This window comes from Nocardia caishijiensis NBRC 108228 (genome assembly GCF_001612825.1).
Lineage (GTDB): Bacteria > Actinomycetota > Actinomycetes > Mycobacteriales > Mycobacteriaceae > Nocardia > Nocardia caishijiensis.
In genome coordinates this window covers 39,820-60,344 of sequence record NZ_BDBE01000008.1, presented here as the reverse complement: position 1 = coordinate 60,344, position 20,525 = coordinate 39,820, and the positions used below count along the sequence as shown (strand labels likewise).

Genomic DNA, 20,525 nt, shown 5'->3' with positions numbered 1-20,525 from the left:
AAAAACACAGCCAGTACCTCTGTGGGCGCAATCCACAAAGTGCCGGGCACGCCACCCACCGCGGCCCGACCACCAACTCGCGCACCCCCGCGCCCAACCCACACAGCTAAGCTGGCTGGGTGTCTCCTCCGGCCGATCGCGCGAACAGTCGACGCCGCCAGCCGCGGCGGCGCGGCGGGGCGGGTAACGGCGGTAAGCCGCGTATGCGCACGGTGCGCGAAACGTCGGCGGGCGGCCTCGTCGTCGACGGATTGGACGGGCCGAGAGAGCTGCGGTGCGCCGCGCTGATCGGACGGACCGATCGGCGGGGCCGGTTGCTGTGGTCGCTGCCCAAGGGCCACATCGAAGAGGGCGAGACCTCCGAGCAGACCGCGATGCGTGAGGTCGCCGAGGAAACCGGCATCATCGGCGAGGTGGTCGCCGAGCTGGGCAATATCGATTACTGGTTCGTCACCGAGGGCAGACGGGTACACAAGACCGTGCACCATTATCTGCTGCGGTGTCTCGGCGGTGAGCTGTCCGACGCCGACGTGGAAGTCACCCAGGTTGCGTGGGTTCCGTTGAGCGAGTTGGATTCCCGCTTGGCCTATGCCGACGAGCGGCGCCTGGCCGAGGTGGCGAATCGGATGATCGACCGGATGGAGACCGGCAAGCGATGACGGGTGGACTGTTCCGGCTGATCACGGCGGTCCTGACCATCCTGGGTTCGGTGGCGCTGCTGCCCGTGGTGGCGCAGGCACAATCGGACGACACGTCGGCGCCGAAGTTCCTCAAACTCACCCTCGACGCGGTGGCGCCGGGGACGGTGACCACGAGCAGCGACCCGGTACTCACGGTGTCAGGGACGGTCACCAATATCGGCGACCGGGTGGTCGACGATGTGAGCGTGCGCATTCAGCGCGCCGCCCCCGTGCTCGCGCCGAGCGGGTTGCGCAGTTCGCTGCGGCTCGATCAGGTGAACTACGACGTCACCGGCCCGTTCGAGGATGTGACGCCGCAACTGAGTCCTGGCCAGCGCAAACAGTTCTCGGTGCGGATCGCGTTGCGCGGCGGTGCGGGCGCGTCGCTCGGCATCACCGATCCCGGCGTGTATCCGCTGCTGCTCAATGTCAACGGTGAACCGGCCTACGGAACGCAGGCCCGGCTCGACGACGCCCGCTTCCTGCTGCCGGTGCTTGGCTTGCCGCCCGCCGACGGCGACCCTGCCCCGGTCGCCGCGCCGCCGGAGGCCACGCCGGTGGCGACGACGGTGCTCTGGCCGCTGGCCGACCGGCCGCGGATGGTCGCGGGGAAGCCGGGGTCGGTGAACGGGCAGGTGGAGCTGCTCGACGACGAACTCGCCGCCTCGCTCGGCAAAGGTGGGCGGCTCGAACAGCTGGTCGCGGCGCTGGAAGCGGTCGCGCCCGCACCGGGCAAGGACAACACGGTCGCCGGATCGGTGTGCATCGCCATCGATCCCGACCTCGTGTCGACCGCGCAGACGATGACGCGCGGCTACCGGGTGCTGGCGAGTCCGTCGGACCCGGAAGGCGCCACCCGCGAGGGGACCGGTGCCGCGAACGCGCAGGCCTGGCTCGATCGGTTGCGCGCGCTGGCCGCGTCGATGTGCACAGTGGCGTTGCCGTACGCGCAGGTCGACGTGACCGCGCTGGCGGCGGTGAACGATCCGGGGCTGTCGGCGCGGGCGTTGCACGCGCCCGCCGATGTGGTCGACGCGATCCTGGGCACCCGGTCGCTGCGCGGGGTGAGCCTGCCCGATTCCGGCAGCATCGATCACGCCGCCGGTCAGTTGCTGCGCGCGCACGGGTTCGGCACGGCGGTGCTCGCCGGGTCGGCGGTGTCGGGGGAGGGGTCGGTGCCGGATCCGGAGACCGCGCTCACCTCGACGCCGTCGACGTTCGTGCCCGGCACGGTCGTCGGTGGGGAACAGGCCGCGCCGGATGTGGTGCGGGTGCCGGACGTGCACGTCGACGCGGCGCCGAACACCGACCCGGCGCTGCGGGTGACGACCTTCGACATCTGGTCGGCGACCGCGCTGGCCGCCGTCGGTTCCAATCCGCCGACGCCCTCGTTCACCCCGGCGAAGGTGCGTTTCGACGTCACCAACGACTCGCGGGCGGCCCGGTTGCAGGACGCGCTCGGCGCGATGGCCTGGACCGCGCTGAACCCGGCGCCGGACCGGCCGCGCTCGCAACTGCTCGTGCCGCCGCAGCAGTGGGGCGCCAGCCGGGAGGAGGGCGTGGCGCTGCTCAAACAGGTGGAGCTGCTCAGCCGCAACCAGCTCGCGCACCCGAGGCCGTTCGCCGAGCTCGTCGCGCAGGAGCCGGATCCGCGCCCGTTCACCCTCGAGTACCTGCCGTCGGCCGCCCAGGACGCGGCACCGGAACATCTGGTGGAGCCCGTGCGGGCGCAGGGTGCGCGGATCACCGAGATGATGCGGGCGCTCGTCGAACTGCCCGAAGCCGAGCTGACCCCGCTGGCCTTCCTCACCCCCGCGCGCGAGGACCTGCTGCGGGCGCTGAGTCTGTCGGACCGGCGCGGCGAGGACGACACTCTGGCAGACCTGCACGCGGATCGGCGTGTCGATCAGGCGACTCGCGAGATCGACACGATCTTCGCGTCGGTGTCGGTGCTGCCGCCCGGCGGGGTGTACACGCTCGCGTCCGAACAGAGCCCGTTGCTGCTGGTCGCCCGCAACGATCTGCCGGTGGCCATCCGGGTGAACTTCCGTATCTCCGCACCGGCCGAGACGAACATCACCGATATCGGCGAACAGCTCCTTCCGCCGAACGGAACCCGGTCGTTTCAGATACCGACCGAGGTGAGCGACAGCCGCAAGCTGGTCATTCCCATCGCCCTTACCACCCCCGACGGGATCACGCTAGGGGAGCCGACCTCGGTCTCGGTACGTTCGAACGCCTACGGTCAGGCCTTGGCCATAATTACGGCATGTGCCGCGATACTGCTGTTGCTGTTGGCCGGGCGCCGACTGTGGCGGCGCTTCCGCGGCCGACCCGACCCCGCCGACGAGGGCTTCGCCCCCGAAACGGTGGAACGGGCCGGACGGCTGCGACGCGCCCGGCAACGACTGCGTCGGCAGTGAACACCCACGCCTGACCGGCGCGCGGGGGACCATGACAGGCAAGAACGAGGCGGGATTCGCGGGTTGCGCCGGGTACAGGAGGCATGATGGGCGACGATGATTCCGCTCATCGGCACAACCACGACGAACGCGACGAGCCGACCCACCGCTGGTCACCCGCCGCGCCGTGGGAGCGTGGGATGAGCGACCGCGACACCGACGAGCCGATGCCGCAGAATCCGCCCGCTCGCCCGGTACCGCCGCGCCTCGGCCCCCTCGACCCGGGTGGGACGCACTCCGCCGAGCCCGGGTGGCGCCCGCAGCAGGGTGCGCGGCCCGTCCCGCCACCGCGCACCGAACACGATGTCGGCGCCGTCGGTGGACGACCGGATCCCGGCGGCTCTGGTGAAATCCCGCGGGTCCAGCCCGCTCGCCCGACGGAGCCCGGTCGTTCCGGTGAGCCCGGTCGTATCGGTGAGCCCGGTCGTATCGGTGAGCCGCCTTACCCACCAGCGTCACGGCTCGGTGAATCGCACTTCGGTCCAGCACCAGGCGAACCCGCGCCTTATCCGCGTGATGACGAGCCGCGTCATCGCCCCGGCGCACCTCGTCCCGACGAGTCGAACTACGCCGGGACACCGGGTGCTCCGCGCCAGCCGCACGTACCGCCCGTCGAGTCGAATCGCCGCCCGGGGCCCGCGGACCCGTCGCGACCGGGCTACCCGAACGGCGCCACGGCGGGCGATGCGATGCGCGCACCGGGACGTACCGGCGACAGCAACCGTCGACCCGCCCCGTCCGGCGAATTTCCGATCCAGCAGCGACCGGGCGGCCCTGGTCCGCAACGACCCCAGCCGTATCCAGCGGACGGGCGCTCCGGTGAATTGCCTCGGCAGCAACGACCGGGCGGCCCACAGCCCTACCAAGCGGACGGGCGTTCCGGGGAGTTGCCTCAGCAGCCGCGACCGGGTGTTCCACTGCCTGCTCAGCCCTATCCGGCGGACGGGCGTTCGGGGGAGTTCCCCCGCCAGCCGCGACCGGGTGGTCCCGGTTCGCAGCGATCCGCACCCCCGGATCCGCGATCGGCCGCTCCCTACGGCGAGTCGTCGCAACCACCGCCGGGTGATCCCCGAGTGCCCGGCGCCGGGGCGCCGCGGCGCCCCGAACCCGGCCGCCCCGGTGAATCCCGACCACAGGGACCCGAAGGGCGGCCGGGCGGATTCGGCTCGCCGCCCGGTGGTCAGCGGGGCGAGTTCCCGCCTGCGCCGGGTCAGCGGCCCGGTCCCTCGGGTGTCGAGCCGGGCGATCGGCCTGGTCAGCAGCGAGGCGCGGGGAACCCGGCCGGACCTTCGATCAGGGGTGGTCGCGGTGGCGTCGAGCACCCCGGTGCGGGCGAGCAACTGAGTCGCGATGGTCAGCCTGGGATCGGCCGACTCGGCGGCGGCCAGCCCAGCGCCAGTCAGTTCGACCCCAATCGGCCCGGCGGCGGCCAGCCCAGCGCCAGTCAGTTCGACCCCGGTCAGTCGGGCGGCGGCCAGCCCAGCGCCGGTCAAGTTGACCCCCGTCAGTCCGGCGGCGGCCAGCCTGGCCTCAGTCAGCCTGGCGACGGTCGGACCGGCGGCGACGGACAACTTGGCTTCAGTGGTCGGCCTGGCGTCGACGGTCAGCTTCGCGGCGGACGGCTTGGCGCAGGTGGCCAGCCTGGCGGCGATGGTCATCCCGGCGCCGCCGGACAACGGCACGGCCGTCGAACGGGCGATGATGCGCAGCAGGGGCTTGCGCAGCGGCCGGTCGGTCCTCGACGGCAAGGGCCAGGGTCGGGAGAGTTTCCGCAGCAGCGGGCCGCCGGGGCGTCCGGTGCGATTCCTCGGCAGGTGCGTCCTGAGGTGGATCCTGGGCGGCGCCCGCAGGCCGGGCCGCCGCGTGGAGCCGGGCGGCCGGGGCCTCGCGACAACTTCCCCGGGATGCCCGCGGCATCGAGTCGGCCCGGGGGTGACGCGGTGCGGGCCGCCGAGCAGACGCAGGTGATCGCGCGTCCGGAGCGGGTTCGCACCGAGAAGCCGGTGCCGCGTGACACGAATCCGCAGTCGGCCAACGCGAAACTGCTCAAGGATTCCGGGTCGATCGCCGTGGCGACGCTCGTCAGCCGGATCACCGGATTCGCCAAGCAGCTGCTGCTGCTCACCGTGCTCGGTCCGGCCATCGCCAGTGCGTTCATCTCGGCGAACCTGATTCCGAACATGGTGGCCGAACTCGTGCTCGGCGCGGTGCTCACGGCCATCGTCGTGCCGACCCTGGTGCGCGCCGAACAGGAAGACGACGACAACGGCGCAGCGTTCATCCGAAGATTGGTGACCGCCGCCTTCACCGTGCTGTTCGTGGCCACGGTGCTGACGCTGGCCGCGACGCCGATCCTGGCCAGCCATGTGCTCGTCGATTCCGACGGCAAGGTCGACACCTCGCTGACCACCGCGCTCACCTACCTGCTCGCACCGGCGATCCTGTTCTACGGCATGTCGGCCCTGTTCACGGCCATTCTCAACACCAGGCAGGCATTCAAACCGGGTGCGTGGGCGCCGGTCATGAACAACATCGTCGCGCTGGTGGTGCTGGCGGTGTACGCGCTCACGCCCGGCGAGATCACCCTCGACCCGGTGCGGATGAGCGACCCGAAACTGCTGGTCCTCGGACTCGGCATCACCGCGGGTGTGGCGACGCAGGCGCTGAGCCTGCTGCCCGCCATCCGCAGGCACGGCATCAACCTGCGCCCGCTGTGGGGCATCGACGCGCGCCTCAAGCAGTTCGGCAAGATGGGCGCGGCGATCATCCTGTACGTGCTGATCAGCCAGGTCGGCCTGGTGGTGGCGAACAACATCGCCTCCGCGGCCGACGAAGCGGGCCCGGCGATCTTCGCCAACGCCTGGGCGCTGCTGCAGCTGCCCTACGGCGTCATCGGCGTCACGCTGCTCACCGCGATCATGCCGAGGCTCAGCCGCAACGCCGCCGCCGACGACACGCCCGCCGTGGTCGACGATCTCTCCGCCGCCACCCGGCTCACCATGATCGCGCTGATCCCCATCGTCGCCTTCATGACCCTGGCCGGTCCGGCGATCGGTGAGGCCCTCTACGGCTACGCCCGGTTCTCCGGCGACGCCGCCCGCCTCGGCAGCGCGGTGAGCTGGTCGGCCTTCACGCTGATCCCGTATTCGCTGGTGCTGATCCACCTGCGCGTCTTCTACGCCCGCGAACAGGCGTGGACGCCGACCTGGATCATCCTCGGCATCACCGCCGTCAAGATCGCCTGCTCGGCGCTGGCACCGGTACTCGCGCGCGACAGCGACGATGTCGTCATCATCCTCGGCGTCGCCACCGGGATCAGCTTCACCGTCGGCGCGGTGATCGGCGGGGTGTTGCTGCACCGCAGTCTCGGCGATCTGCGCATGTCCAATGTCGGGCGCACCATCACCCGGGTGGTCCTCGCCTCCATCGCGGGTGGCGCGGTGATGCTCATCGTCGACACCGTGACCGGGCTGGCGAACGTCTCCGGCGGCCTCGCCTCGCTGCTTCGGGTCGCCGTCGACGCGATCGTGCTGTTCACGGTGGCCTTCGGCCTGATGCGCCTGGTCGGCATCCCCGAGGTGGTGGCGATCACCGTCGCCATCTCGCGCAAGCTCGGCATCACCCCGCCCGCGCCGGAACTCGACCTCGACGAGGACGCCTCGGCCGAGGACATCTACGCGACCACCGTGTTGCGCAGGCCCGACACCTACGCCTTCCCGGCGTACGGGCAGTCGATGGACACCCAGACCATGGTGTTGCCGGTGATCCGGCCCGGTGCTGTTGACATCACCGGTCAAGCACAGTTCCCGTACGCTGTTCGGCAGACCGATACGGGAGATCAGGCCGAAGGAGGACCGAGGGTGAGCGATGACGCGGTGGGCGGCGTCCCAGCCGCTGATTCTGCGGCGCGCGCCGCAGGAGGAAGGTCCACCGATGTCCGGCCCGACGGGGCAGACACGGCGGGGCCCGAACACACCGACGCGCCCGACGACAGCACCGATCCGCAGGCGGACGGGCCTTCGGACGAGAAGGCCGAGGACCGTCGTGCGACCGCGCCGCCGCACGATCCGACCCACGACACCGGCATGTTGCCGATCCCCGTCCCGCCGCAGGACGTGGCACGCCCGCAACGCGGACCGAAACTGATCCCCGGCGCGTCGGTCGCCGGTGGCCGCTATCGCCTGCTCGCGAGCCACGGCGGCGCGCGCGGGCTGAAGTTCTGGCAGGCCCTCGACATCAAACTCGACCGCGAGGTCGCGCTGACCTTCGTCGACGCCGACCAGAAGTCGGGCGAGAACGCGGGTCACGACGGCCCGCAGGCGATTCTGTCGCGCACGCTGCGGCTGGGCCGGATCAACTCGCCCGGTTTGGCAAGGGTCCTGGACGTGGTACGCGGTAGTTCCGGCGGCATCGTCGTCGCGGAGTGGACCCCCGGCCGGTCGCTGCGCGAGATGGCCGAGACCGTGCCGTCGCCGATCGGCGCGGCCCGGGCCATCCGAGTGCTCGCCTCGGCGGCCGAACTGGCCCATCGCGGCGGCGGCTCACTCTCGATCGACCACCCCGACCGGATCCGCATCAGCGCCTCCGGCGACGCCGTGCTCGCCTTCCCCGGCACGCTCGGCGATTCCGACGCCCAGTCCGACGTGCGCGGTCTCGGCGCCATGCTGTACGCGCTCATCACCGCGCGCTGGCCGATTCGCGTCGGCGGCGTCACCGGAACGGCCGCGACGATCGGTGGGCTGCGCCTGGCCGACTTCGGGCCCGACGGGACGCCGGTTGAACCCAGGCAGATCCGGCCCGAGGTGCCGTTCGAGATCTCGGCCGTCGCCGTGCGGTCGCTGGAATCGAACAAGGGTGTGCGCACCGCCGCCACCGTGCAGCACGTGCTCGAGCAGGCCTCGGTCGTCGACCAGAAGACCGACTTCATCCCGGTGCTGCGGCTGGGACAGCGGGCGGTCGCGGCCGGACCCGACTCGCTGGCCGACCCGGAACTGCTCGCGGCCGAGCGGGAACGCTCCAAGCGGATGATGTGGATCATGGTCGGCCTCGGCGTGCTCGCCGCGCTGGTTGTCGGCATCTTGATCTGGTGGATGGTGAGTATCTTCGCGCCCGGCGCGTCGGACAAGCCGCTCGATCAGCAGGTCAACATCGGGCTCACGTCGAGTGTGGCGCCGCCGAGCGCGGCGGCCGCGCCGACGGCCGATGTGCCCGCGCAGCCGTCGAGTGTGCCGGTGGCCGTCACCGGGGCGCGGGTGTTCTCCCCGGAGGGCACCCCCGACGGTGCCGCGACGGCGAGCGCGGTGCTCGACCAGAATCCCGAGACGGTGTGGCGCACCGACCAGTACTTCCAGCAGTTCCCCGCCCTCAAGAAGGGCGTGGGACTGCTGGCCACGCTGCCCGCCCCGGCCAAGCTCACCAATGTCTCGATCACCTCGCCCGCCGAGGGCAGCACCGTCGAGATCCGCACCTCGCCCACCGAGACGCCGACGCTCGACCAGACGCAGCTGATCGGCACCGCACGCCTGGGTGACGGGGTCACCGAGGTCCCGGTGCAGACCGATCAGGCTGCTCGCTTCGTGCTCGTCTGGATCACCGGGCTCGCGAATTCGGGCGGTCAATTCCAGACCGCCATCGCCGACGTCCGCTTCGACGCCGCTCCCTAATTTCCGCGCGGTAGTCCTGCCCACCCACTGTTTGTGCAGGTGGATGCCTATTTCGCGCTCGAACATCGCCGTTCATCGAACCGCGGTCCGGTTGGTGCGCAATTGTTATCAGCGATATGATCACCCCGCGCTCTCGGCTGGGAGCTACCCAGGATCTGTCGACGTCGGTCCTGGACGCCGCATTGTAGTCAGGTGATGGATCGGCCTCGTTCGCCGACGTGAAGTCGCCGTAATGAGCGCTGTCCAAGGGGTCAGGTGTTGTCGCCGGAAGTCAACGAGCAGGTACGCGGGGGGACAACGCGCCAATCGACGCTCCGCGATCGCTCGTTCCTGGAGAACGGCAGCGACAAGGAACTCCTCGCCGCCCACGTGCGCGGCGAACCGCACGCCTTCGCCGAACTGCTGCGCAGGCACAAGGATCACCTCTGGCAGACCGCGCTGCGCACGTCCTACAGCCGCGAGGACGCCGCCGACTGCCTGCAGGACGCCCTGTTCTCCGCCCATCGCACCGCCGAGACGTTCCGCGCCGAGTCCGAGGTGCGCAGCTGGCTGCACGCCATCGTCGTCAACGCCTGCCTCGACCGGATCCGGCGCAACAAGACCCGCCGCGCCATCTCCGTGACCCCCGAGACGATGCCCGAGGCGGTCGAACCACGCGACGCCTACGCCGACTACGAGCTGAACCACGTCGTCAGCGAGGCGTTGTTCACCCTCCCTGACGAACAGCGCCTCGCCCTGGTGATGACCGAGATGGAGGGGCGGAGTGTGGCCGAAACCGCGGTGGCGCTCGGCGTGGCGGAAGGCACGATCAAGAGCAGATGCGCCCGAGCGCGCGTACGTTTGCAAGAACGTTTGGAATTTTTCCGGGATCCAGGGAACCGGAGCTAGCCCGGATGCGTCATTAACAGTGACGGACAAACCAGCGATGTACATGCTGCGATCCGAAACTCGACAGAACAGGGGAGGTGCGAGGTGGCTCGATCCGTGCCGCAGCCTCCGTTCCCGTCGGAACTGCTGGCCGATCTGCACGCCGACAATCTCGCACCGGAACTCCGCGAGCAACTGTGGCCCATGGTCCGCACCGACCCGGACGCGCTGCGCTATCTGAACGATCTCGACGAGGTGAACACCCACCTCCGTACGCTGGCCGACGACGACGTGGTCGTGCACCGCATGCCCGACGACGTGGCCGACCGCATGTTCCGCTTCGTCGCCGAACTGGACGCGAGCGAGGGTCCGACCGAACGAGTCGCCCCGGTATCAGCCATCGCCGACGGCCCGACCGAACGAACCACTTCCGTGCCGGCCGACGCCGAACTCGAGTCGGGCGACCGAATCACGTCGGTGCCGACCATCGACGCGGCGCAGCCCGGGCCGATCTCGTTGGCGCAGTACCGGTCCCGGCGCCGAATGGGTTTCTTGGCAGCCGCCGCGGCCACGATCGCCGTCCTCGCGGGCGCGGGCTACGTCGTCAAGTCCCTCGACACCACCGACGGCACACCGACCGCGGCCCCACTCACCGAACCCGCATCCCCCGGCGACGACATCACCACGGCCGCCGCCCTCAGCGCCCTCGGCAAACGCGACGTTCGCGGCCCTCTCGCCGACGAAGCCGCCCTCACCCGCTGCGTGCGGGCCAACGGCATCGACCGCGCCGTCCTCGGTGCGTCGAGCATCACCTTCCGCGGCGACGACGCCGTCCTCGTCCTGCTCACCGGCCCCCAGACCCCGACCATCACCGCCCTGGTCGTCGGCACCGGTTGCACCACCGGCGCCCCGAGCCGATTGGCCCTACGCGACATCGGCTGACCTGCCCCTTCAAAGAGCAAAACCACCTGTTCTCGCGCGCTCCGCACCTCTGACCTGCCCCTTCCAAGGCAAACCCACCAGTTCTCGGCGGGGCCCCACCTCTGACCTGCCCCTTCAAAGACGAACCCCCACCGTTCTCGGCGCGTCCCCGCCTCTGGACTGACCGGAGGGTGCGACGAAGGAGTGCCCGGAGGGAGGGAAGAGGCGGGGTTCAGCGCCGAGAACCGCGGCGCCAGCCGCAAAATAAGCACAGGGAACAACACCGTTTACGCTGTTGTTGACCGACACGTCCCAGCATTGCTTTTCGGAAGGGCACCATGAGCACGCCAGTTCGCGACCTGATCATCGTCGGCTCAGGACCCGCCGGGTACACGGCGGCCGTCTACGCCGCTCGCGCCGAGTTGGCGCCCTTGGTCTTCGAGGGCACCCAGTTCGGTGGTGCCCTGATGACCACCACCGAGGTGGAGAACTTCCCCGGCTTCCGCGAGGGCATCATGGGCCCCGACCTGATGGAGCAGATGCGCGAGCAGGCCAAGCGTTTCGGCGCCGACCTGCGCACCGAGGACGTCGACGCGATCGACCTGTCCGGGCCGGTGAAGAAGGTCACTGTCGGCGACGAGACCTTCGAGGCCTACGCCGTCATCCTCGCCATGGGTTCGGCCGCCCGCTACCTGCACGTCCCCGGTGAGCAGGAACTGCTCGGCCGCGGCGTGAGCGCGTGCGCCACCTGCGACGGCTTCTTCTTCAAGGGCCAGGACATCGTGGTCGTCGGTGGTGGCGACTCGGCGATGGAGGAAGCGACCTTCCTCACCAAGTTCGCCAATTCGGTCACCATCGTGCACCGCCGCGAGGAGTTCCGTGCCTCGCGCATCATGCTCGAGCGCGCCAAGGCCAACGAGAAGATCGCTTTCCGGCTCAATGCCGAGGTCGTGAAGGTCAACGGCGACAACAGCGTCAGCAGCCTGACCCTGCGCGACACCCGCACCGGCGAGGAATCCGAGCTGGCCGCGACCGGCCTGTTCGTCGCGATCGGCCACGACCCGCGCAGCGAGCTGGTCAAGGGCCAGGTCGCGCTCGACGGCGAAGGCTATGTGCGGGTGACCGATCCGGGCACCGCCACCGATGTGGCGGGCGTGTTCGCCGCGGGCGACCTCGTCGACCACACCTACCGCCAGGCGATCACCGCCGCTGGCACCGGTTGCCGCGCCGCGATCGATGCCGAGCGCTGGCTCGCCGAGCAGGGCGATATCACCGCCAACACACTCGACAACGCCGACGGCCCGGCCGCGGTCTCCGCCAACTGATTTCGCGTTCCACCCAGCGAGGAGAACACCCATGGCCGACAGTGCCAACACCATCACCGTGACCGACCAGTCCTTCGCCGACGACGTGCTGCTCAGCGAGAAGCCCGTGCTCGTCGACTTCTGGGCCGATTGGTGCGGCCCCTGCAAGATGGTCGCCCCCGTGCTGGAGGAGATCGCGGGCACTCACGCCGACAAGCTCACCATCGCCAAGCTCGACACCGAGGCCAATCCCGGCGCGGCCCGCGACTACCAGATCCTGTCGTTGCCGACCATGATCCTGTTCCGTGGCGGCAAGCCGGTGAAGCAGATCGTCGGAGCCAAGGGCAAGGCGGCGCTGCTGCGCGAGCTCGACGGGCTGATCTGAGACCCTCCTCGATCCGACAAAGACACCTCCCACCGGCCGACGCGCCGTAGGATGCCTGGACCCGGGATTCCCGTAATACCGCCCGGGTCTGAGACAATCGACGGACGCTCCGGCCGAAGGAAAGGGCTCTTACGCATGCACCGACTTCGTCACGGCGATTCAGGACCAGCCGTCGCAGAGGTTCGGAGCACCCTCGCAAGCCTCGGTTTCCTGCATCGCCAGCACGATTGGCAGGACACCGATGTGGTCTTCGACCGCCCGCTCGACTCGGCGGTCCGCGCGTTCCAGCAGCAGCGCGGCCTGCTCGTCGACGGCGTTGTCGGCCCGGCCACGTATCGCGCGTTGAAGGAAGCCTCCTACCGCCTGGGTGCCCGCACACTGATCTACCAGCTGTCCGCCCCGCTGTACGGCGACGACGTGGCAACCCTGCAGCGCAAACTGCAGGACCTCGGCTTCTACGTGCACCGGGTCGACGGCTACTTCGGCCCGCACACCCACGAGGGGCTCAGCGCTTTCCAGCGCGAGATCGGTCTCTCGGCCGACGGCATCTGCGGTCCCGACACGCTGCGCTCGCTGGATCTGCTCGGCGCGCGCGTCACCGGTGGCAACCCGCATCGCATCGCTGAGGAAGAGGTGGTGCACCGCGCCGGACCGCAGCTCACCGGCAAGCGCATCGTCATCGATCCCGGCTTCGGCGGCCCCGACAAGGGTTTCGCCGTGCCGACGGAGTTCGGTGACGTGTACGAGTCGGAGATCCTGTGGGATCTGGCGTCGCGGCTCGAGGGCCGGATGGCCGCCACCGGCATGGAGACGTTCCTGTCACGACCGTGGGGGGCCAATCCGACCGATGTCGAACGTGCCGAAACCTCCAACGCTTTCGACGCGGATCTGATGATCTCGTTGCGCTGCGCGATGAGTGACAACCCGTCGGCGCAGGGTGTCGCCGGGTTCTACTTCGGCAACTCGCACGGTTCGGTCTCGATGATCGGGCAGGTGCTCGCCGGGTTCATCCAGCGCGAGGTGGTCGCCCGCACGTCGCTGCAGGACTGCCGCACCCACCAGCGCACCTGGGACCTGCTGCGACTCACCAAGATGCCGACGGTGCAGGTGGATCTTGGTTACCTCACCAACGAATACGACGCCTCGGTGCTCACCAATCCGCGTATGCGGGACGTGATCGCCGAAGCGATCCTCATCTCGGTGAAGCGGCTGTACCTGCTCGGCCAGGACGACCAGCCCACCGGCACCTACACCTTCGCCGAACTGCTCGCCGAGGAGTTGGCGGCTCAGGACCGACTGCCCGAGAACTCCGGGCTCGTCCGCCTCCCCGGAGTTTCAGGCCGGACTCAGGTGCGGTGAGGCTCGCGTCGGCGGCGAGCCGACGGAGCGAGTCACGGTAAACACAGGAAAGCGGCCCCGCACAGGCGGGGCCGCTTTCGTTGTGCCGGTCAGCGCACGCCGATGCGGGCGGGCGGCGCCATCTCGGCTGCTGCGAGGAGTTGGTCGAGAGCGCGCTCGACGTCTTCCTTCCAGCCGTGGTCGGAGTCGAGTTCGAGGCGCAGGCGCGGGAAGCGGTGATGCTGCGCCACCACTTCGAAGCCGACGTCCTCGAGGAAATCCGCGTCGATCATGCAGGTTTCCGGAGTGCACTGGGTGGCCGAGGCCGGGTCGCGCAGGGGAGCGGCGATCCGTTCCATGAGCCGCATCGACGAACCCAGTCCGCGATCGGCCACCGAGCTGGACGGTGGGCCGTTGCGGATACCGAACGCCTCGAGCGCCCGCACACCACGACGCACCAGATCGGCCACCACCGCCTGGACCAGCCGGTGGGCCACATCGGACTCGTCATAGGGGAATTCGGCCTGCAGCGTGGTCAGCAGGATGGCATCCGGGCTCACCGGGGAGGTGGGAAACAGCGCCGAGCGCGGCACCGAACTCGGTGGCGAGTACAGCGCGCAACCGGCGATATTGTTGTCGACCTGCGCCACCTGCCCGCACGATCCCCATTCGAGCATGACGGTCGACAGCCATGCCTCCTTCTCGAAGACTGGGTCGCTGAAGGCCTGGGAGTCGGCGGCCACGGCCGGATCGAGCTCCCAGAAAACACACCGCCGGGTATGCGCCGGAAGACGTTCCAGCCCGTCGAGGGTCAATGCCGTGACGCTGGTCGACACTGCTCTGTTCAGCCTCCAGCTATCCGATTCGTCCACGCTCACGCCACATCACTATCCACAGTAATGCCGCCTTCTTTCCGAGATGTAGAAAGACTGGGAAGTCCCTGTCACAGTGACGTTTCAGGGCTGGCTTGCTCCATCAGCGCCACAATGCGCTCGAGATCTTCGACGGAACCGAATTCGACAACGATCTTGCCCTTGCGCTTGCCGAGACTCACCGTCACGCGGGTGTCGTAGGAACCCGACAGGCGCTCGGCCACTTCTTGAAGACCCGGCATGTGAATCGGCTTGCGCTTGGGCGCCGGGGGAGCGACCTCCGACGGATTGCGGTTGGCCAGCGTCACCGCTTCTTCGGTGGAGCGCACCGACAAACCCTCGGCGACAATCCGTTCCGCCAGCGCCTCCTGCGCCTCGGCGCCCGCGTCCAGCCCGAGCAGCGCCCGAGCATGTCCTGCCGAGAGCACACCGGCGGCCACGCGGCGTTGCACGGGAATCGGCAGTTTCAGCAGCCGGATCATATTCGTCACGACCGGACGCGAGCGGCCGATACGCGAGGCCAGTTCCTCGTGGGTGACATCGAACTCTTCGAGCAACTGCTGATACGCCGCCGCCTCTTCGAGCGGGTTCAGCTGCACGCGGTGGATGTTCTCCAGCAGCGCGTCGCGCAGCATCGAACCGTCGGCGGTGTCGCGGATGATCGCCGGGATCGCGGCGAGGCCCGCTTCCTGGCACGCCCGCCACCGGCGCTCGCCCATGACCAACTGGAACTTGTCGACGCCCGGTTCGAGCCGACGCACCACGATCGGCTGCATCAACCCGAACTCACGGATCGAGTGCACCAGCTCCGCCAGCGCCTCTTCCTCGAACACCGAACGCGGCTGCTTCGGGTTCGGTTCGATCTGATCCGCGGGGATCTCGCGGTACACCGCGTCGCCGGGGGAGACCAGCTCCTCCTTCGGCTCCTCGGGTTCGGCATCGGGAACGCGATGCAGGAACGCCTCGGCCGGTTGCGGGCCGATCGGGTTGATGCCGATCACGCTCGCCGCGGAACTGCTGAGCCCCGGCGCCACGGCGGGCCCCGTCGGGATCAACGCGGCCAACCCGCGACCGAGACCGCCCTTCTTCGCCTGACTCATCGGCTACCGATCCCTTCCTCGTTCCAACACACCACCACTAGGACGCGCCCTGAACAACCTGGGCGCGCCCGGCGAGCTCGCGCCCGGCGTCCATGTAGCTCATCGCGCCACGGGAGCCTGGATCATAATCGAGCACGGTCATCCCGTAGCCCGGCGCCTCCGAGACCTTCACGCTGCGCGGGATCATCGACTTGAGCACCACATCGCCGAAGTGATTGCGCACCTCCTCGGCCACCTGGTCGGCCAGCTTGGTGCGGCCGTCGTACATGGTGAGCAGAACCGTCGACACGTGCAGTTCGGGGTTCAGGTGCGACTGCACCAGCCCGATATTGCGCAGCAGCTGGCCGACGCCCTCCAACGCGTAGTACTCGCACTGGATCGGGATCAGCACCTCCTTCGCCGCGACGAGCGCGTTCACGGTGAGCAGTCCGAGCGAGGGCGGGCAGTCGATCAGCACGTAGTCGATGTCGTATCCGGCGACGGCGGCATCGCGGATCGCGGTCTTCAACCGGCCTTCGCGGGCGACCATCGAGACCAACTCGATCTCCGCACCGGCAAGGTCGATCGTGGCGGGAACACACAACAGACGTTCGCTGTGCGGGCTCTGCTGGATGGCGTCGGTCACCGACACCTCGCCGATCAACAGCTCGTAGCTCGACGGCACCCCGGAGTGGTGGGCGACGCCCAGCGCGGTACTCGCATTGCCCTGCGGGTCTAGATCGACGACGAGGACGGTCATCCCCTGATGCGCCAGGGCGGCGGCGAGATTGACCGTCGTGGTCGTCTTGCCGACGCCACCCTTCTGGTTGGCGATGGTGATGATCCGTTGCTCGCGGGGTTTCGGCACAGTGACCTTTCCTGGATGCAGAATCTGGCTGGCGCGTTGCGCTTCCGCCGCGATCGGGGTCTCGGCGGGGGAGATGTGCCCGAAAGGAGTATTCCCGAACGTCTCCGCGTCGAAGTTGCTGGAGTCCAGCATCCCCGGGACCCGCGACGTTGTTTCCCGTGAAACATTCGCCGGACCGCTCGACATAGATTGCTCCTAACCCGAGAACTTCAGATCACGTATCCCCGACGAGCGTCGGCGCCGTGTCATCACAAACAAACTGCGTCGGTGGAGAACTCGAAATTCGAGGAGTTGGACTCACTCGCGCCGACCCTCAATAGCTTGCCAGCACCGCGACCGTTAGGAAAGCTGAATCGCGGCACGCCGCCGAGGACACGCGCATTGCCATCCAGAATTCATTCCACCGACGCTTGTTTCACGGGAAACAACGTCCGGCCCGGTTCCACGTGAAACACGGCAGGATCCAGTCACCGTCGCCGCCACCGGATTCCAGCCCCCGACGGACCCGGCAATAATCCGCCACCAGACTTCACCGGTGTCGCCACCACACTCCAGCCGCCGGACCCCGCACAGCGTCAGCGAAACGAATCACCACGGACGCCGCTGCACCTTCTAGGCACACCTTCGACGACAACCTGCGTCTTGGTTCGACCGTGGAGTAGCTGACCGCCCCCGAGCAGATCTTCGGCACCAAGCGGGGACCATGCCTGCGGCCAACTTCCGCCCCGCTCAAAACAGTCCCGATTGGTCGATACGGAGGCCTACCTCCCGACATTCCAAACACTACGGCGAAAACCAATGAGTAGCCCGTGCATCCAATCACCCTCGACCCATTTCGTCACGGTACGAAACTCGTTGAGCGGTGAACAGATACACCCGACCGGTGAATCAGGAGTGGTTGCGCTTTCTCGTCTTCTTCTCCGCGCCAGCGGCTTTCCGTCCGACGCGGCGGTTCGGACGTTCGGCCCGGGGGAGGAGTTCGGCACTGATCACGAGCGTCGGGATTTCCACGATGCCCGCGCCGCAGCCGACGACCCGAAGATCGGTGGCGCCGTCGCGGATGAGCTCGGCGCCGTCACGCTCGAGTTCCTCGGCGGCGCTGGTGCCCTTGAGGGCGAGCATCCGGCCGTGGTCGCGAAGCAGGGGGAGCGACCAGTGCGCGAGCTTGGCGAGCGGAGCGACCGCGCGCGAGGTGACGACATCCGCGCCGCCCGCTTCCTTGATGACCCCCGACTGCTCGGCGCGTCCGCGCACCACCGTGACCTCGAGCCCGGCCTCCTCGATGAACTCGCTGAGGAACACCGTCCGGCGCAGCAGCGGCTCCACGAGCGTGATGCGGAGATCCGGCCGGGCGATGGCCAAGGGGATACCGGGCAGCCCGGCGCCACTGCCCACATCGACGACCGAGGCGCCTTCGTCGATCAGTTCGCCGACCACCGCACAGTTGAGGATGTGCCGTTCCCAGAGCCGGGGAACCTCGCGTGGTCCGATGAGTCCGCGTTCCACGCCCGCGGTGGCCAGCGCCGCGTAGTAGCGGCGGGCGAGGTCCAGGCGGTCACCGAACAGCCGGGCAGCGGCGGCGGGTGGTTCCAGTTCGGCGGACAGCGCACCCAGTTCTCGTTCCACGTGAAACATCCTTCGCCAGTGGTGGTGATCGGGGCATGAACAAGGCCCCCGGTCCGGGACCGGAGGCCTTGGTACTTCCTGCGTGGTCGCGGCGGTGTGAGCCTACTCCGGCACAACCACCACATGACGATTCGGCTCGACACCTTCGCTCTCGCTCGCCACTCCGTCGATGTCGGCGACGGCGTCGTGCACGATCTTGCGTTCGAACGGCGTCATCGCCGACAGCGCCTCGGGCTTGCCCGACTCGAGCACGCGCTTGGCGGCGGCCACCCCGAGCTCGCTCAGATCGGCGCGACGCTGGGCTCGCCAACCGGCCACGTCGAGCATCAGGCGGCTGCGGACGCCGGTCGCCTGCTGCACGGCCAGGCGGGTGAGCTCCTGGAGCGCGTCGAGAACTTCGCCATTGCGCCCGACGAGCTTGGTCAGGTCGCGACCACCGTCGATGCTCACGACCGCGCGGTCACCTTCCACATCGAGGTCGATGTCGCCGTCGAAGTCGAGCACATCCAGCAGCTGCTCGAGGTAGTCGCCCGCGATCTCGCCCTCTTCGATCAACGCCTCCTCGGCGTCGTTCACGACATCCACAGTCGTCGACACGGTGGCGTCCCCTCCGTCGGTCTGGGTCTCAACAGTCATTGGATTTCCCTCTATCCGGTCGCGTCTCAGCGCTTACGCTTCTGGTTCGCGCGGCCACGGTTACCCGGCCGCTGCTGCCCGCCGGGTCTGCGCTTTCCGCCGCCCTGCTTGGCCGACTGCTTCGGGGTGCCGTTGCTCGCCGCGGTCCCGTTCGCCGAGGACGACTCGTCGGCGGGTGCGTCCTGCTTCTTGCGGACGTCGACCGGCTTGGCACCGGGCTTGGGCGCGTTCTGCGCCCGCAGCTCGAGCTTCTTCTGCTTCTTGGCTTCTTCTTCCTTCTCCATCCGGCCGAACACCAGGTGCTGCTGTCCGTAGGTCCAGATGTTGTTGGCCACCCAGTAGAGCAGGATGCCGATCATCAGGAAGGGGCCACCGACCATCACGCCGAGCGGGAACACCCACAGCGACAGCTTGTTCATGATGGCGGCCTGCGGGTTGGCCGCGGCCTCAGGGGTCTGGCGGGCGACCGACGCGCGCGCGTTGAAGTGGGTCGCCACACCGGCGATCACCATCAGTGGAATCGCGACGAGGGCGATGCTCATCCGGCTCGGCGTACCACCCCAGTCGGCGAACGCCTGCAGCTCACTCACCGGAGCGGTGATGAACGCGGCGATCGGAGCGCCGAAGATACGGGCGCTGAGGAAGGACTGAACGTCGGTGGCGCTGAAGATGTAGTTGCCGATGTTGGCGTTTTCCTCGGCGCTCAAACCGAGCTGGCCCCAGCCGTGACCGGTCCGGTTGAACGAGCGAAGCACATGGAACAGACCGAGGAACACCGGCACCTGAACCAGCACCGGCAGACAGCCCATGAGCGGATTGAAGCCGTGTTCCTTCTGCAGCTTCTGCATCTCCCGCGCCATGGTCTCGCGGTCGTTCTTGTACTTCTTCTGCAGCTCCTTGATCTGGGGCTGCAACTCCTGCATCTGCCGCGTGGTGCGGACCTGCTTCACGAACGGCTTGTACAGCACGAGCCGCAGGGTGAAGACCAGGAACACCACGGCGAGGCTCCAGGTGAGCCCGCTGTCGGGCCCGAACACGAAGCCGAAGGCTTTGTGCCAGAACCAGAGGATGGCGGATACCGGCCAGTAGATGATGTCGAGCACGGCTCTAGGTACTCCCGTCGTTCGTATCGCCGGTCAGCGCGGGCGATGACTTGGTGAAAGCATTCGACCCGCGCTCCGGCACGGGATCCCACCCTCCAGGGTGCCAGGGCGCGCATTTGGCCAGACGAACGACCGTCAGTGCCGATCCGACGACCAGCCCGCGGGTGCGCAGGGCGGTCACCGCGTACTCGCTGCACGTGGGGGTGAAGCGGCAGATCGGCATCCGGGTGGGGGAAACATAGGTGCGATAGAGCTCGATCAGGAAGATCAGCGCGTTCGCGGGTAAGCGGGTGAGCGTGCGCATCACCGTTCACCGACCGGGGTGCGACCGAGCGCGGCCGCCGGGACCCGAAGCAAGCCGAGCTTGCGGAGTCCGGCGCGCAGCTGGCGCAACAACTCGGCGGAGTCGGCGGTGGCCGCACCGGGCAGGGCGCGGATCACCACATCGGTGTCGGCGGGCAGTTCATCGATCACCTGGGCGCACATATGACGCAGGCGGCGGGCCACCCGGTGGCGAACCACCGCGTTACCCACCGCCTTGCTGACAATCAGCCCGAACCGAGGACCGCCTACGCGGACCAGGGAATCGCCGTCGGCGACATCGTCGTACGTGTGCGTGAACGCGTGTACGACGAAATCTCGCCTCCCGATTCGCTGACCGCGGCGCACCGTGCGGGAGAAATCGGCACGGTGGTGCAACCGATACGGCTCAGGCAACACC

Annotated in this window: 17 protein-coding genes; 8 read left to right on the top strand and 9 right to left on the bottom strand. The window is 68.6% G+C overall.

The annotated features are described in order from the left end of the window. Positions 1 to 203: 203 nt before the first annotated feature. Positions 204 to 659 carry an NUDIX hydrolase gene (locus tag NC7_RS02155; protein ID WP_067495077.1) on the top strand — a complete coding sequence of 152 codons (456 nt, stop codon included), beginning with the start codon at positions 204 to 206 and terminating at the stop codon, positions 657 to 659. After that, on the top strand, positions 656 to 3,103 hold the full coding sequence (locus tag NC7_RS02150) for a DUF6049 family protein (RefSeq protein ID WP_067978082.1): 2,448 nt from the start codon (positions 656 to 658) through the stop codon (positions 3,101 to 3,103). Before NC7_RS02155 ends, NC7_RS02150 begins: the two co-directional genes overlap by 4 nt. 494 nt (positions 3,104 to 3,597) lie before the next feature. On the opposite strand, the gene NC7_RS02145 is transcribed toward NC7_RS02150, so the two are convergent. Continuing rightward, positions 3,598 to 4,890, bottom strand: coding sequence for a pentapeptide repeat-containing protein (locus NC7_RS02145; RefSeq protein ID WP_157101803.1), 1,293 nt, complete (start codon positions 4,888 to 4,890; stop codon positions 3,598 to 3,600). 156 nt (positions 4,891 to 5,046) lie between these two features. Between NC7_RS02145 and NC7_RS02140 the strand changes: the two genes are divergently transcribed. From NC7_RS02140 to NC7_RS02115, 6 genes are all read left to right on the top strand, one after another. Continuing rightward, entirely contained in the window at positions 5,047 to 8,805 is a 3,759-nt protein-coding gene (locus tag NC7_RS02140; protein WP_084457816.1) for a lipid II flippase MurJ, read from the top strand. A 330-nt stretch (positions 8,806 to 9,135) separates the two neighbouring features. Next, a complete protein-coding gene (gene sigM, locus NC7_RS02135; protein ID WP_067978089.1) occupies positions 9,136 to 9,693 on the top strand; it encodes an RNA polymerase sigma factor SigM in 558 nt (185 codons plus the stop codon). Positions 9,694 to 9,789: 96 nt separating this feature from the next. Further along, entirely contained in the window at positions 9,790 to 10,614 is an 825-nt protein-coding gene (locus NC7_RS02130) for an RsmA family anti-sigma factor (protein WP_067978079.1), read from the top strand. A gap of 317 nt (positions 10,615 to 10,931) precedes the next feature. Continuing rightward, positions 10,932 to 11,918 carry a thioredoxin-disulfide reductase gene (gene trxB / locus NC7_RS02125; protein ID WP_067978078.1) on the top strand — a complete coding sequence of 329 codons (987 nt, stop codon included), beginning with the start codon at positions 10,932 to 10,934 and terminating at the stop codon, positions 11,916 to 11,918. 31 nt (positions 11,919 to 11,949) lie between these two features. Then, positions 11,950 to 12,282 carry a thioredoxin gene (gene trxA, locus NC7_RS02120; RefSeq protein WP_067978076.1) on the top strand — a complete coding sequence of 111 codons (333 nt, stop codon included), beginning with the start codon at positions 11,950 to 11,952 and terminating at the stop codon, positions 12,280 to 12,282. A gap of 135 nt (positions 12,283 to 12,417) precedes the next feature. Beyond that, the gene (locus NC7_RS02115; RefSeq protein WP_067978074.1) at positions 12,418 to 13,641 is read left to right on the top strand and encodes an N-acetylmuramoyl-L-alanine amidase; all 1,224 of its coding nucleotides are present in this window, start codon (positions 12,418 to 12,420) and stop codon (positions 13,639 to 13,641) included. Between the two features lie 89 nt (positions 13,642 to 13,730). On the opposite strand, the gene NC7_RS02110 is transcribed toward NC7_RS02115, so the two are convergent. The 8 genes from NC7_RS02110 to rnpA form a co-directional block, all read right to left on the bottom strand. Then, positions 13,731 to 14,456, bottom strand: a complete 726-nt coding sequence (locus NC7_RS02110; protein WP_067978073.1) for a hypothetical protein — start codon at positions 14,454 to 14,456, stop codon at positions 13,731 to 13,733. Positions 14,457 to 14,563: 107 nt separating this feature from the next. Beyond that, positions 14,564 to 15,592 (bottom strand): ParB/RepB/Spo0J family partition protein, encoded by a 1,029-nt coding sequence (locus NC7_RS02105; RefSeq protein WP_067978071.1) that lies wholly within the window; start codon positions 15,590 to 15,592, stop codon positions 14,564 to 14,566. A 37-nt stretch (positions 15,593 to 15,629) separates the two neighbouring features. Beyond that, positions 15,630 to 16,571, bottom strand: coding sequence for a ParA family protein (locus NC7_RS02100; RefSeq protein WP_236573174.1), 942 nt, complete (start codon positions 16,569 to 16,571; stop codon positions 15,630 to 15,632). A gap of 756 nt (positions 16,572 to 17,327) precedes the next feature. Beyond that, a complete protein-coding gene (gene rsmG / locus NC7_RS02095; protein WP_067978068.1) occupies positions 17,328 to 18,074 on the bottom strand; it encodes a 16S rRNA (guanine(527)-N(7))-methyltransferase RsmG in 747 nt (248 codons plus the stop codon). Positions 18,075 to 18,167: 93 nt separating this feature from the next. Further along, positions 18,168 to 18,701, bottom strand: coding sequence for a Jag family protein (locus tag NC7_RS02090; RefSeq protein WP_067978066.1), 534 nt, complete (start codon positions 18,699 to 18,701; stop codon positions 18,168 to 18,170). A gap of 26 nt (positions 18,702 to 18,727) precedes the next feature. Beyond that, on the bottom strand, positions 18,728 to 19,804 hold the full coding sequence (gene yidC / locus NC7_RS02085; protein ID WP_067978064.1) for a membrane protein insertase YidC: 1,077 nt from the start codon (positions 19,802 to 19,804) through the stop codon (positions 18,728 to 18,730). Between the two features lie 4 nt (positions 19,805 to 19,808). Next, positions 19,809 to 20,108, bottom strand: coding sequence for a membrane protein insertion efficiency factor YidD (yidD, locus tag NC7_RS02080; RefSeq protein ID WP_067978062.1), 300 nt, complete (start codon positions 20,106 to 20,108; stop codon positions 19,809 to 19,811). Further along, the gene (gene rnpA, locus NC7_RS02075) at positions 20,108 to 20,524 is read right to left on the bottom strand and encodes a ribonuclease P protein component (protein WP_067978060.1); all 417 of its coding nucleotides are present in this window, start codon (positions 20,522 to 20,524) and stop codon (positions 20,108 to 20,110) included. The genes yidD and rnpA overlap by 1 nt, the downstream gene beginning before the upstream one ends. Position 20,525 lies beyond the last annotated feature (1 nt).